Source organism: Paenibacillus herberti (assembly GCF_002233675.1).
Classification (GTDB): Bacteria; Bacillota; Bacilli; order Paenibacillales; family Paenibacillaceae; genus Paenibacillus_O; species Paenibacillus_O herberti.
In genome coordinates, this window is the sequence record NZ_NMUQ01000001.1 from 697,155 (window position 1) to 711,263 (window position 14,109).

At 45.1% G+C, this 14,109-nt stretch carries 14 protein-coding genes; 10 read left to right on the forward strand and 4 right to left on the reverse strand.

Annotated elements, in window-relative coordinates; all coding sequences use genetic code 11:
• Positions 1 to 135 precede the first annotated feature (135 nt).
• From CGZ75_RS03220 to CGZ75_RS03240, 6 genes are all read left to right on the forward strand, one after another.
• The gene (locus CGZ75_RS03220; protein ID WP_089522843.1) at positions 136 to 2,472 is read left to right on the forward strand and encodes a M13-type metalloendopeptidase; all 2,337 of its coding nucleotides are present in this window, start codon (positions 136 to 138) and stop codon (positions 2,470 to 2,472) included.
• Positions 2,473 to 2,523: 51 nt separating this feature from the next.
• On the forward strand, positions 2,524 to 4,842 hold the full coding sequence (locus CGZ75_RS03225; protein ID WP_089522844.1) for a M13-type metalloendopeptidase: 2,319 nt from the start codon (positions 2,524 to 2,526) through the stop codon (positions 4,840 to 4,842).
• A 292-nt stretch (positions 4,843 to 5,134) separates the two neighbouring features.
• Positions 5,135 to 5,524 (forward strand): MerR family transcriptional regulator, encoded by a 390-nt coding sequence (locus tag CGZ75_RS03230; protein ID WP_089522845.1) that lies wholly within the window; start codon positions 5,135 to 5,137, stop codon positions 5,522 to 5,524.
• Positions 5,515 to 5,733 carry a hypothetical protein gene (locus tag CGZ75_RS25025; protein ID WP_176444659.1) on the forward strand — a complete coding sequence of 73 codons (219 nt, stop codon included), beginning with the start codon at positions 5,515 to 5,517 and terminating at the stop codon, positions 5,731 to 5,733. The genes CGZ75_RS03230 and CGZ75_RS25025 overlap by 10 nt, the downstream gene beginning before the upstream one ends.
• Positions 5,714 to 6,121, forward strand: a complete 408-nt coding sequence (locus tag CGZ75_RS03235; protein ID WP_176444660.1) for an MFS transporter — start codon at positions 5,714 to 5,716, stop codon at positions 6,119 to 6,121. Before CGZ75_RS25025 ends, CGZ75_RS03235 begins: the two co-directional genes overlap by 20 nt.
• A 119-nt stretch (positions 6,122 to 6,240) precedes the next feature.
• Positions 6,241 to 6,723, forward strand: coding sequence for an NUDIX hydrolase (locus tag CGZ75_RS03240; protein ID WP_089522847.1), 483 nt, complete (start codon positions 6,241 to 6,243; stop codon positions 6,721 to 6,723).
• Between the two features lie 226 nt (positions 6,724 to 6,949).
• On the opposite strand, the gene CGZ75_RS03245 is transcribed toward CGZ75_RS03240, so the two are convergent.
• Positions 6,950 to 7,981, reverse strand: a complete 1,032-nt coding sequence (locus CGZ75_RS03245) for a YheC/YheD family endospore coat-associated protein (RefSeq protein ID WP_089522848.1) — start codon at positions 7,979 to 7,981, stop codon at positions 6,950 to 6,952.
• Between the two features lie 198 nt (positions 7,982 to 8,179).
• On the opposite strand from CGZ75_RS03245, the gene CGZ75_RS26135 reads away from it, so the two are divergent.
• Positions 8,180 to 8,974, forward strand: a complete 795-nt coding sequence (locus CGZ75_RS26135) for a collagen-like protein (RefSeq protein WP_141136650.1) — start codon at positions 8,180 to 8,182, stop codon at positions 8,972 to 8,974.
• Positions 8,975 to 9,634: 660 nt separating this feature from the next.
• Here the strand turns inward: CGZ75_RS26135 and CGZ75_RS03255 are convergent.
• From CGZ75_RS03255 to CGZ75_RS03265, 3 genes are all read right to left on the reverse strand, one after another.
• Positions 9,635 to 9,817 (reverse strand): hypothetical protein, encoded by a 183-nt coding sequence (locus CGZ75_RS03255; protein ID WP_089522849.1) that lies wholly within the window; start codon positions 9,815 to 9,817, stop codon positions 9,635 to 9,637.
• Between the two features lie 99 nt (positions 9,818 to 9,916).
• Entirely contained in the window at positions 9,917 to 10,117 is a 201-nt protein-coding gene (locus tag CGZ75_RS26425) for a EutP/PduV family microcompartment system protein (protein ID WP_089522850.1), read from the reverse strand.
• A gap of 41 nt (positions 10,118 to 10,158) precedes the next feature.
• Complete coding sequence (locus tag CGZ75_RS03265; RefSeq protein ID WP_089522851.1) at positions 10,159 to 11,157, reverse strand: glycosyltransferase; 999 nt, start codon at positions 11,155 to 11,157, stop codon at positions 10,159 to 10,161.
• Positions 11,158 to 11,316: 159 nt separating this feature from the next.
• On the opposite strand from CGZ75_RS03265, the gene CGZ75_RS03270 reads away from it, so the two are divergent.
• The 3 genes from CGZ75_RS03270 to CGZ75_RS03280 all read left to right on the forward strand — a co-directional run bounded on the left by CGZ75_RS03270 (position 11,317) and on the right by CGZ75_RS03280 (position 13,874).
• Positions 11,317 to 12,129, forward strand: coding sequence for an alpha/beta hydrolase (locus tag CGZ75_RS03270; protein WP_089522852.1), 813 nt, complete (start codon positions 11,317 to 11,319; stop codon positions 12,127 to 12,129).
• A 142-nt stretch (positions 12,130 to 12,271) separates the two neighbouring features.
• A complete protein-coding gene (locus CGZ75_RS03275; RefSeq protein WP_089522853.1) occupies positions 12,272 to 12,766 on the forward strand; it encodes a glutathione peroxidase in 495 nt (164 codons plus the stop codon).
• A gap of 118 nt (positions 12,767 to 12,884) precedes the next feature.
• Positions 12,885 to 13,874, forward strand: a complete 990-nt coding sequence (locus tag CGZ75_RS03280; RefSeq protein WP_089522854.1) for a Gfo/Idh/MocA family protein — start codon at positions 12,885 to 12,887, stop codon at positions 13,872 to 13,874.
• Positions 13,875 to 14,109: the final 235 nt, after the last annotated feature.

The window sequence follows — 14,109 nt, forward strand, 5'->3', positions numbered from 1 at the left end:
GCACATTAACACAACCTAAACAGCGGGGGGGAAGTTAAGCTTCTGTTCATCTATTCGTTTAGGTTCTGTTTCATTGACGCTTGTAGGATAGGAAATAGTTGCTATTTAGTTACTTTCAATAGAAGGAGTGTAGGTATGAAAAAAATCGGTGCTCTATTACTTTCGTTAAGTCTGCTTACTAGTGGCGTCGCTTCTGTACATGCATCAGATAAAACCTCAACCGTCCGGATAAATGGCGAGTCAATCCAGTTCAATAAATTAGATCCGATCATCGAGAATGGGGTGACGTTAGTTCCAATAAGTCCGCTTTTGGAGAAGCTCGGTATGAAAATGGAATGGGTTGAATCGACCCGTACGATCAGCGGCACGAAAGAAAACTTTTCTTTATCTATGCAAGTTGGCAGCACGGATGCAACTGTAAATGGGAAATTAGTTAAGGTCAATGCTGCGCCTAAGCAAATTCAGAATGTAACTTATGCGCCGCTCCGTTTTGTCGCTGGGGCTGCGGGATATAAAGTTGATTGGGACCCATCGCAGCGCCAGGTTAACCTTACCTCAAAGTCGACCGATGAAGCGGCAAAAGGCCGACTGCAAGACGACTTTTATGAAGCTGTAAATGCGAAATGGCTTGCGTCCACGGAATTGCCAGCGGATAAAATGAGTGCAGGTGTCTTAGAAGACCTCGGTACGGAGGTAAAAGAGCTGTTGTCCGCGGATATGGCCAAGATGGCAGCTGAAGGACGCGACAAAACCGATGACGAGATCGGTAATATGATTAAATTTTACAAGCTTGCTGCTGACAGAGAAAAGCTGAAGGAACAGGGATATGAAGCCATTAAGGCGGATATCGCAACAATTAAATCGATAAACAGTTTGGCAGACTTTGCAAAAAACCAAAAGGATCTCTATTTTAGAGGACTTGCCTTACCATTTGGTTTGTATTATATGGCTGATATGAAAAATGCGACAAAAACGGCTCTATATCTCGATGTGCCTGAACCTGCGTTGCTGGATAAGAGCTACTATGAATCTAAAAATCCTCAAAGCGAAGTATTTTTAGGATTATACAAAAAAATGCTGTCGGAGCTATTGGTAATGGTCGGGGAAACGCAACAAGAAGCCGATCGAATTGCTAGTGAAGCGGTAACTTTCGAAAAAGAGTTCATACAATATAAATTAAGCTCACAAGAACTTAGCAATCTCGAGTCGCTTTATAACCCGAAAACGATCACTGAGTTAAAAGCATACAGCAACAATATTGATCTGGAAAAATTTTTGGTAGATGTTGTTGGAAAAGCCCCGAAGCATATTTCTGTCGCGCCTATAAAGTATTTTGAAAACTTGGATAAGATTATCAATGAGCAGAATTGGGGGAAGATGAAAAGCTGGACGTACGCAACCTTTATATTAAAATCTGCTCCTTTGTTATCCGACGATTTTGTACAGGCATCATCTCAATTAAAGAGAGCACTATTAGGTCATAAAAAAATAGAAACAACGCAAGAGACGGTTTACAATATCGTAAATTCACCCTTCCAGTATGTTGCTGGAAATTATTATGGCAAGACATACCTTGGAGCAGAAGCCAAGCAAGATGTTACGGATATGGTTAAAAACCTGATTGGAGTTTACAAAAACAAGTTGCTTAAAAATGATTGGATGTCGGACAAAACCAAAAAAGAAGCGATCAAAAAACTGGACAATATGAACATGCTCGTTGGCTATCCAGACAAGTTAGATGACATTTATCCGTTGTTAAAGGTGGATGAAAATAAAACGTTATATGAGAATAATCTTGTCATTCAAACGATGATTCTGAAAAGCAGCTTTGCCAAAATAGATCAATCCGTTAATCGTAATGAGTGGATGATGTCACCAAATACAGTGAATGCCTCCTATCTAGCGCTGACAAACACGGTGACGATTCCTGCTGCGTTTCTCCGGGCGCCAATTTACGATAAAAATCAAAGCGCAAGTCAGAATTATGGCAGTATAGGCGCTATTATTGGGCATGAAATTTCTCATGGCTTTGATACAAATGGAGCCAAGTATGACGAGGTTGGAAATTTAAGAAGATGGTGGACGGAAGAGGATTACAAGAACTTTGAAAAAAAATCCAAGGCTATTATTGAGCAATACAATGGAGTAGAGTACTTGGGCCGAAAAATTAATGGACAAATGACCGTATCCGAAAATATAGGAGACATTGGCGGACTAATGGGTGCTCTTGAAGCGGCAAAACAGTTGCCAGATGCCAATCTGCAAGAGTTCTATCAATCCTGGGCGACTGCATGGAGACAAAAGGCTCGTCCTGAGTATGAGCAATTGTTTTCTATAATCTCTCGACATTCGCCAAATAAAGTAAGGGTAAATACCGTTATTGCCAACACAGACGAGTTCTACTCCACATTTGGTGTCAAAAAAGGCGATGCGATGTACATTGCCCCAGAGGACAGAGTTAGTGTTTGGTAAAAGTTCATGGAATAGTTACTGCTTAGTAATTTTAAGAGAAGGAGTGTATGTATGAAAAAATTCAGTGCCGTCCTACTATCCTTAAGCCTGCTTGCGACTGGAGTCTCTTCTGTACATGCATCCGATGATGCCTCAACCATATGGATAAACGGCAAGCAAATCCAGTTCAATAAACCGATCATCGAAAAAGGGGTGACACTCGTTCCAATACGCCCGCTTTTGGAGAAGCTCGGTATGAAAGTGAATTGGGTTGAATCGACCCGTACGATCAGCGGTACAAAAGAAAACTTCTCTTTATCTATGCAAATTGGCAGCACAAACGCTACTGCAAATGGAAAATCAGTCAAGGTTAATACGGCGCCTAAGCAAATTCGGAATGTGACTTATGCGCCGCTTCGTTTTGTGGCCGGGGCTGCGGGTTATAAAGTTGCTTGGGACCCATCGTCGCGCCGGATTAATCTTTCTTCCAAGTCCACCGATAAAAAAGTTCGACTGCAAGACGACTTTTATAACGCTGTAAATGCGGAATGGCTTGCGTCTACAAAATTGCCAGCAGGTAAAAAGACTACAGGCTACTTTGAAGAACTCGGTACGGATGTAAGGGAGCTGTTATCCGCGGATCTGACCAAAATGGCGGCTGAAGGACGTGATAAAACCGATGATGAGATCGGCAACATGGTTAAATTTTACAAGCTTGCCGCCGACAGAGAAACCTTAAACAAACAGGGATATGAAGCCATTAAGGCGGACATCGCAGCAATTAAATCGATAAATAGCTTGGAAGAATTTGAAGGAAATCAAAAGGATCTTTATTTTAGAGGATTTGGCCTACCATTTGCTATGTTCCCTTTGCCTGATATGAAAAATGCGAAAAAAAACGCTCTATATATCGATGTTCCTGTACCCGCGCTGCCGGATAAGAGCTTCTACTCGCCAGAAAACCCTCAGAGCGAAACCTTTTTAGGGTTATACAAAAAAATGCTGTCAGAACTATTGGTAATGGTCGGGGAACCGAAACAAGAAGCAGATCGAATTTCCGGTGAAGCGGTGGCTTTCGAAAAAGATTATATGCAATACTCTCTAAGCTCGGCAGAACTTGCCAATTTCGAATTGATTTATAACCCGAAAACGATCACGGAGTTAAAAGCATACAGTAATAATATGGACTTGGAAAAATTCCTGGTGGATGTTGTCGGCAAAGCTCCAGAGCATATTTCTATCGCACAAGTAAAGTATTTTGAGAACTTGGACAAGGTTATCAATGAAAACAATTGGGACAAAATGAAAAGTTGGACGTACGCGACCTTTGTATTAAGATCCGCGCCTTTGTTATCCGATGAGTTTGTACAGGCATCGGCTCAATTGAAAAAAGCGCTGTTGGGTCAAGAGAAAATGGAAGAAACGATTTATAATATTGTGAATTCACCCTTCCAATATGTTGCCGGATACTATTATGGGAAGAAATACCTTGGCGCGGAAGCAAAGCAGGATGTTACGAATATGATTGAAAACATGCTTGGAGTTTACAAAAACAAGCTGTTGAAAAATAATTGGATGTCGGAGCAAACGAAGAAGGAAGCGATCAAAAAACTGGATAATATGAATATGCTCGTTGGTTATCCAGACAAGCTCGCAGACATTTATTCGTTGCTGAAGGTGGATGCAACGAAGACGTTATATGAGAACGATCGATTCATGCAAACGATGATTATGAAAAACAACTTCGCAAAAATAGATCAGCTCGTTGACCGGAATGATTGGACGTTCTTGTCGCCAAATACAGTGAACGCATCCTATCTGGCGTTGACGAACACGGCGACGATTCCCGCAGCGTTTCTACAGGCGCCAATTTATGATAAAAACCAAAGCGCAAGCCGGAATTATGGTGCTATAGGCGCTATTATCGGGCATGAAATTATTCACGGATTTGATACAAATGGAGCCAAGTATGACGAGGTTGGAAATTTGAGAAGATGGTGGACGGAAAAGGACTACAAGAATTTCGAAGAAGTCGCGCAGACTGTTATTGACCAATACAATGGAGTGGAGTATTTCGGCCAAAAAATCAATGGTAAAATGACCGTATCCGAAAATATAGGAGACATTGGCGGACTAACGGGCGCTCTCGAAGCGGTAAAACAGCTGCCGGATGCCAATCTGCAAGAGTTCTATCAATCCTGGGCTTCCATGTGGAGACGAAAAACTAGTCCTGAATTTGAACAAGTGTTTCTTGTAACTTCTCGACATTCACCGCATAAGATCAGAGTAAATACCGTTATTGCCAACACCGACGAGTTCTACTCCACATTTGGTGTCAAAAAAGGTGATGCGATGTACATTGCCCCGGAGGACAGAGTTAGTATTTGGTAAAAACGAAGCGATATAATAGTGCAACAACGGGTTCCGTCCTAAAAGCCCTAAAATGTACACGAAATAAAGTAGCATCAGCAAGACAGGAGGAGACTGAGCCAAGCTCAGCTTCCTCCTGTCTTCGTTTATCTGCCATAACGGTTTAATGCACCTTAATGCGTAACGGAACTGAGAAGCCTTATTCCGGTAAAATCGAAGGATTTCGAGGAACTATAAAAAAGATCTTGACCTTATCACTAGTGTCATACCTTATGATGAAGCTAAGCAACGTTCAGAAGGGAGCGGCAGTCATTTGAAAATAAGCCAAATAGCAAAATTGACTGGAACCAGCGCCAGATCCGTCCGTTACTACGAAAAGAAAGGATTGCTTACTGCTTCTCGTCAAGACAATAACTACCGCGATTTCGACGATTCAATTGTGGAATTAATCAATACGATTCAGATGTACCTGGGATTAGGTTTAACAACGGAGCAGATCAAAACCATTTTGTATTGCGAGCATCCTGAGATGGCCGAATCCGAGCAGAATGGGAAAAAGGATGAATACTGCGAAGAACTGCTGTTACACTATGAAGCTAAATTAATTGAGGTAATTGAGCAAAAGAAAACAATGGATGAAGTTCAGAAGCGGTTGGAAAAGCAGATTAAGATCATGAAGGAGCATCAGGACAAATGGCTTTAGCATATGCAAACTATCGATCAAGAACCTTCTTTCTGGTCTGCACTTGCAATCTGCTGCTTTTCATATCGTTTCAAATGTTGCTGCCAATCTTGCCCGTTTATCTAAAGGACAATGTGGACGGAGCATCCGCTGGGTTGCTCGTCGGTCTTATTACGCTTGCTGCAGTCGCTGTGCGGCCGTTCGCGGGTTATGCGCTCGACCGGACCTAGCTGGGCGATAGTTCCGGGAGTAATAGCTGGAATTGCCGCGCTAGCTGTTCTCTCCACTGCGGATAATTGGGCATGGTTTGGCGCTGCGGCCGTCCTGTACGGTCTCTCGTTCGGATCGGTCCAACCTTCCATTATGGCATGGACGGTCGGAAGGGCTTTGCCAGACCGGAGCGGAGCCGCCAACAGCGCCTTCTTTATCGGAATGGATGGAGGGATCGCTCTTGGTTCGGTTCTGCTCGGAGGCGTGGTGCAGCTGTTCGGTTATGCCGGAATATTCCGCTATTCCATCGTGTTTCTGCTCTTAATGCTTGTTGTCTTGGTAGCCGGCATGATAAGTCGGGACAAAAAGCCTTCCGCTGAGAGATGGCGGCAGGCATTATATTTTTAAGTGAGGCTGCGTATTCGCAGCTTTTTTTGATCTTGTAATTTTCCAAGAAAATCATAAAAATAAAGGAACTTTAACTCGCATGAAGAACTTCATGGAAAAGTTTAAGGAGGTCATTAAGCATGGGAATGCCAACTCATATTGTGGCGGTAGGCGGTGTAGTCGAAAATGAACAGGGACAGGTGCTTTTGGTAAAAACGGTACATGGCGGCTGGGTATATCCTGGCGGACAAGTGGAAGCAGGCGAAAACTTGATTACAGCTCTAGCGAGAGAAATAAAAGAGGAGAGCGGTATCGAGGTTGAAGTATTAGATCTAATAGGTGTCTACTCCAATACGGGAGTTTATAAATGGTATGATGGTGTAACGGACGTTCCTACTAAAGTAATGCTTGATTTTACGTGTAAATCGGTGGGGGGAGAACTATGCACTTCCGAGGAAACACTAGAAACCCGGTGGATCGAAAAAGAGCGGGCGCTTGATTTAATAACAGCTGCAGCTATAAGAACCCGCTATCAAGCCTATTTGGATTTTAAGGAAAGACCGGGTTATATGGAGTACGTCACCAACCCGGTTTTTGAAATAAAATTGGAACGAACGATCTAAGTCGAGACGAATCATGAATGGAAAAAGATATTGAACAGAAGTATTTGATGCCAGTATCATTTAACTTCGATGCCAAGAACCTTTCCTGTTGAAATGGCTGATTGTACTTCCATTTCACCAAAGAAAGGTTTCTTTTTGCATGACAAAAATGAAGAAGGAGCTAATTGAAATGGGATTATTTATTTTCAATAATAGAGAATTTATTCTTTTGGGGTGGGGTACATAGTTAGAATTGAGAAAGATAATAAGCATATTCCATAGGTCTGCGATAAATGGTGCGTTTAAAATCCCTAAAATCTTTATATATATTTTTTTGAGGTTTTCCGTTAAGTTCGATAATCCATAGCTGTCTCTGTTCGTCTAGTACAAAGTCGACACTCAATTCTCCCAATAAACCCATGTGAGTTTCTGCTTCTTGTGCAGCCATGATACTTATTTCATACAATGATTGCAGGATTCCACTCACTTTATCCGGCGACAATAAGCGTGGAAGAATGTCTGCAGTATCATAAATGGTCTCACACATACTCGTATTATAGTAATTTTCATACGCCACTCTACATGTTATAGCGGAAACTGTCCATTCACCGAGAATATCTTTTTGAACAAGGGCCCGAATATCAAAAAATTGATTATCAAGTTGAATTGTACGAATCCCTTGCTGAATCATAAAGTTCTCCATTCCGAATAGTTTGTCCATTTCCTCCTGGTTAATCATATTTTTTCTGAAAATATGACTTGGGGCCAAGCTGTGTAAAGAGATCAGAGTATCTCCATTATCCGTACGTTCAACTCGATAAACAGACTTCCCTTGAAATCCGTAAAAAGGTTTAATATATACTAGTCTATATTTCTCTAATAGTTCTGATACACTTCTTTCATTATATATGAATGTCTCAGGTACATAGGATTTAAGATTTGACTGTATCAATAGATTGTTGAGATCCCATTTATTAAAAAAATTGATCGTATTAAAGCATTTATTAGTGCCTATAACATTTTCAAGCCTTTGAAGGGTTTTTGAATTTTTGTTATAACAACGGTTATAGACGACATGAGGAAACGGAAATAAACTTTGCTTCCAGATGCCCTTCTTCAGGCTAAGCCCAATGATACGTTGTTCTTTCCAAAGGATATCTGCCGGAGTAAAAGCGTAAAGTTTCAGATCTAGATTATGGAAACGTTGATACAGCTCCAGAATTCTCTTTTTTCTGCTGTTTTTATTCACGAGAATTGCAATTAATGGACAAACTCCCAAATTAATCTCTCCTCGCTATATTTTTTTTAACTTATGCCAGTGTGGACATATGGATTGGGACAATATCTTGGCTGAGTGAAAAAATAAGCGAATACACGGTTCGTTTCACCTATTTTTTAGACAAATAGGCTTTTATAATCTTTATTTTTTGGATATTTGAATAAGATGCATCATCTTTGTGTAATAGGAGATGAGATTATGGGAAGATGTAATTGTCCTCCAGGACCTCCAGGACCTCCAGGTCCAGAAGGGCCTCAAGGAATTCAAGGAGCGACAGGGGCATCAGGATTTGCGGGAGCAACAGGAGCAACAGGTGCGGCAGGTGCAACAGGTGCAACAGGTGTAACAGGTGCGGCAGGAGCAACAGGAGCAACAGGTGCAACAGGTGCAACAGGAGCAACAAGTGCGACAGGTGCAACAGGAGCAACAGGTGCAACAGGTGCAACAGGAGCAACAGGAGCAACAGGAGCAACAGGTGCAACAGGTGCAACAGGAGCAACAAGTGCGACAGGTGCAACAGGTGCAACAGGAGCAACAGGTGCGACAGGTGCGACAGGTGCAGCGGGCAGTGTCTTAGGGTTTGCAGATTTCTTTGCGTTGATGCCCCCTGATAATGCAGCAACGGTTGCCCCGGGTACAGACGTGAGTTTTCCGCAAGATGGACCTACTAGTGGGACTACTATTACTCGAACGGGTCCCAGTTCATTTAACTTAGCTGCGATTGGCATATACCAGGTCTTGTTTCAGGTGAGTGTGGATGAAGCAGGCCAATTAATTTTAACTCTTAATGGTGTTGACCTAGCCAATACGGTAGTCGGGCGAGCAACAGGTACTTCTCAGATCGTAGGAATGGCAATGGTGCAAACGACCGTAATCAATACAATTCTCACCGTACGCAATCCTGCTGGAAATTCTACGGCTTTAACCATCACCCCACTCGCTGGAGGAACAAGGCCTGTCTCTGCACATCTTGTTGTCTCGCAAATTGCATAGAGGGATATGGAGAAGAGTCTAATAAAAAATTTGAATAAAGGTTCTTCTGGAAAGAGAGGATAGACTGGGGTTTGCGGCTTACGGGGAGTTTCTACAGGCAAGGATTATAGTGAGTACGAGGAAGTGGCATACGCCGCCTTCTCGCACTGATATTGAGATACGACATCTTCAACAGCGATCCGTCGATGAGGAAGATGTTTTCATTTACCCGAAATAAAAGCGATGATTATTTACAATTTAATTGTACAATCCAGCTCGCCTAGTGGGATACTTATGAATAATCATTATTCTCTGATAGAAAAATGTTCCAACTGGCATTGAGCCCCTTTTAATCGTAATCCAGGTCAGCTTACCTCTTCAGCCATTCCGAGTAAAATCGTTCATACCCATCCTTCATAACGTGTCCGCTGAAGCGGCCAAAAGCATAATCCCGATTCGCCTCGATTGCAGCTCTAGTAAGAGAAATAAAAGAGGAGAGCGGTATCGAGGTTGAAGTATTAGATCTAATCGGGGTCTACTCCAATACGGAAGTTTATAAATGGCTACAGCTATAAGAATCCGATATCAAGCCTATTTGGATTTTAAAGGAAGACCAGGTTATATGGAGTACATCACCAACCCGGTTTTTGAAATAAAACTGGAACGGTCAATCTGAGTCTATTAGGTGAATGAAACGAAAAATAAAGTCCAGCAGATCAGGCTGAAAAACAGCCAGCCCCATAACAATTCATTGCGGTATCTTTCATTTTTTTGAATCCGCTTGACAGCTCGGAGAAGAGAGACGAGAAAGCCGAGGCAAAGCAGCGGCATTCCATAAAAGCCAAGGTATAAAAAAACCTCCATTAAGCACAGTTCCTTCCTATCACTATGTGAATCTACTATTAGCCATTCGAATTAATTTATGCTTATGAGGTTGCAGTTTGGATTCAAACTGCTCCCTTTTCATTTCGAAGTCCCTTGTTCATCAATACTCATGATAACCTCAACCTGTTCGTCCGCTGTACGTTTATAAGACGCCTCCGAAGTTCGATGGTGGACGATGCAGTCCAATTCATACCAGGGAATATTGAGCTGTATGGATAATCGCTTGGCGAGTGTTGTTTTGCCGCTAGCGACAATTCCGATGATGAGGATTTTGTTCATAGGATGGCCTACCCCTCATTCATGTAAGGTCAATTGTAGATTTACTTCAGCCATTCTGAGTAGAATCGTTCATATCCATCCTTCATAACACGTCCGCTGAAGCGGCCAAAAGCATAATCCCGATTCGCCTCGGATACCCGCAAAGGATGGGCGGCGGCCATGTTGAGCAGTTCGAACCAGTTACTCTCCCCACCGGCGAAAGTATGCGTCGAGGAAATATGGCCATAACAGGCATGCTCCGGTTTGACGACAAGTTTGCCCATTGCCATCGCTTCCGACAGCGGCATCGAAAACGTATCAAAGCGGCTGGAGCTCCAATACACTTTGGCCGTGTTCATCAGCTGGAATACCTCGTCGCGCGATAGGGCGAAATGCAGCTTTACGTTGGACGGAATGTCATATCGTTTCATGCTTTCCCGATAGCGGAGGCCGCCCATTGCCATGATGACTTCTTTGTCCGGATTGCGTCTCGCGTACTCTAGCGGCAGATCTGGCCTGCGATTCGGTTCATCTCGCCCGATCCAGAGGATGCGGTTCTCCACAATCTGAGACGGATCGTAATAGTTGTTGGCAAGCTCTTCTTCAAATCCAATCGGAATGACATCCACGTCCGTTACGCCGTAATCGGTACGGAATAACCCCTTGAGATAGTCGGTATGCACCACCGCTTTGTCCACAATGGAATAAAACGGCTTCATCATCTCATATCCGGTCAGATCGGGATGGGGATAGGAATGGGGGAAAAGCACGCATTTGTCAAAAAACATCTTCAAAAAGGTAAACCCCGACACGGTGTAAATGACATGTTCGATTCGTTCCTGATGAAGCTGGTCCAGCACAAGATCGTAGTTGACCAGATCACCCTTTTCGTATTCGTAACCGGGTGCTTGATCGTATCCACTCACATGGCGCTCCGGAGCGATGAACACAATCTCAACACCGAGCTGGCGGCTCAGCGCCTGAAGTCTCTCGGCATAAATCCGTGGTCCTTGCGCTTCCGCGAATTGAATTTTTCTCATGACCAGTCCGACCTTTGTCAACACGATTCCTCCTGATGATCTCACTGTTCTCCAGCCATTATAATCGACCCGTCCATTCGGGGAAATAGGAGGAGTCCAGCTAGAGCTATGTCTGGACGGGGTAATTCATATACAGTAAGGGTGAATGAATCCATAGAATGGTAAAAGGAGAGGATTAGCATGGAGCGAATCGAGCTTTGGCAAGACGATGCCCCAGGGGCGCTAGGCAGCGAAGAGGAAGACCGTCCGCATCTGCTGCGCTTTCCCGCTGAAGGCAGCGGCGTTCCTCGTGGTGCTGTCATCGTATGCCCGGGCGGCGGGTATGCGATGCGAGCAGCGCATGAAGCGGACCCAGTGGCACAGTGGTACCGCTCTAGAGGGTTTCACGCCTTTGTGCTGCATTATCGCGTTGCGCCGTATATGTACCCCAATGCGCTGCAGGATGCTCAGCGGGCGATCCGCCTTGTGCGGCATCATGCGGAGGAGTGGGGAGTGGATGCGCAGCGGATTGCGCTGCTCGGCTTCTCGGCTGGAGGTCATTTGGCCGCTAGTGCCGGCACGCTGTTTAACGATGGCGATCCATTCGCTGAGGATCCCATCAGCCGTCTTGACTGCCGGCCGGACGCTCTAATTTTGTGCTACCCGGTCATCAGTATGAGGGATGAGGTTGTGCATGTCGGTTCGCGCAGGCTGCTCCTTGGAGAGGAGCTGGATGCGGAGCTGGTGACGCTTCTAAGCGCCGATGAGCAGGTGAATCGCGATACACCGCCATCATTCATTTGGCATACCGCCGAGGATGCTGCAGTCCCCATCGCCAACAGTCTCCGTTTTGCGGCGGCGTTGGCTGAACATGAAGTTGCGTTTGACCTGCATGTCTATCAAAAAGGTCAACACGGCATCGGGCTGGCGTTGGATGACCGACGTGCCGCAGGCTGGAGCGAGCTGTCGGCGAGCTGGCTGGAGGATCAGGGCTGGCTAGGTGACGCCGACTGACCCGATCGTTAAGGCTGTTTCGCGATGTTGCGGAACAGCCTTTTTTGGCTAATGGGAGAAAGATGGAGCAGGAAAGTTGACTAGAGCATTTAAATTGTATACAATTTAAATAGAGTTAATAACTTGGAAGTGGTGATGTGGAATGTCAATTTACGATATCGAGATCGGAACAGCCAAGGGAGAGAGAGCCTCGCTTGCGCCTTATCAGGGCAAAGTGATGCTGATTGTGAACACGGCGACCAAGTGTGGTCTCGCACCGCAATTCGACGGATTGGAAAGGCTTCATCAAACCTACAAGGACAAGGGACTTGCTGTACTGGGCTTCCCATGTGGGCAATTCGCCAATCAGGAACCGGGAGACAACGATTCGATTCAGGAGGCATGCAAGATTAACTTCGGTGTCACTTTCCCGCTCTATGCCAAAGTGGACGTGAACGGAGCCAATGCCCACCCGCTGTTCGATTTTTTGACGAGTAAGTCCAAAGGTTTCCTCGGCACGAAGGCAATCAAGTGGAATTTCACCAAGTTCCTCGTCGATCAAGATGGTCGAATCGTGAAGCGCTTCGCGCCGACTGACACACCGGAAAAGATCGAGAGTCATATCGTCAAACTGTTGAACGCCGGGGCGCAGGTTTAAGCTTAAGCGGTCATGCAGCACACGACCATTGCAGTCTGTCCCTTCGGGGGCAGGCTGTTTTTTGCTTGCGAATCTATGATAAACTTGGGGACAGACAACGAGATAGGGAGGAACTACCATGCTAAGAATGGGCATTATCGGCTCCAACTTCATTACGGAAACGTTCATCGATGCGGCTCGCCAGGTGTCGGGCCTGCAGCTCGCCGCTCATTATTCCCGCTCAGCGGAGCGGGGAGCCGAGTTCGCGGACAAGCATGGCATTCCACTGCGTTTTACGAATTTGGACGAGATGGCTGCGAGTGACGCGCTGGATGCGATTTATATAGCAAGCCCGAACGCGATGCACGCACAGCAGTCGATTGCGTTTATGAAGCGGGGCAAACATGTTTTATGTGAGAAGCCTATTGCTTCGAACAGCCGCGAACTGAGAGAGATGATCGCAGCCTCGCAGGAGCATGGGGTACTGCTGATGGAGGCGATGAAGTCTACGTTTTTGCCGAACTTTGCGGCGATCCGCGATAACTTGCACAAGCTGGGCGAGGTTCGTCAATACTTCGCGTCCTACTGTCAGTATTCTTCTCGTTATGATCGCTACAAGGCGGGGGAAGTGCTGAATGCCTTCAAGCCCGAACTGTCGAACGGTTCTTTGGTGGACATCGGAACGTACTGCATCTATCCGCTCGTCGCACTGTTCGGTAAGCCGGAGAAGGTTCAAGCAAGCGCGGTGATGCTGGAATCCGGCGTTGACGGTAGAGGCAGCTTGCTGCTGAGCTACAAGGGGATGGATGCCATGCTGACTCATTCTAAAATATCCGATTCCCACCTGCCGGCGGAAATCCAAGGGGAAAACGGCATTATGCTGATCGAACGGATCAGCCAGCCGGCGAGCGTGCGCCTGAGCTATCGCGACGGAAGCCCGGAAGAGGAACTGACACGGCCGCAGGCGGACAATACGATGCTGTACGAGATCGAGGAATTTGTCCGTCTGGCCGCAGAAGGCAAAACGGAATCGGACATCAACAGCTTTGAAGTGTCGCTAGCTGTCATGGAAATTATGGACGAAGCGCGCCGTCAAATCGGGCTTGTGTTCCCGGCCGATCGTGGTTAACGAATCAACAAGAGCAACTAAATTAATCAACGGGAGCAACTACATCGCGAGTAGCGGTTTAGTTGCTCTTTTTTTGTTCTTTTATTTCCAGCTGGATTTTAACGATTCTCACAATTGATGAGGTGTAAAGGAGCTTAAGCAGGAGGGGACAAAGTATTTGTATCACTGTGAAAAATGTCGAAATTCAGGACTTAATACATGTAAAAATTTGGTTGACATCCATGATTTCTGGTTC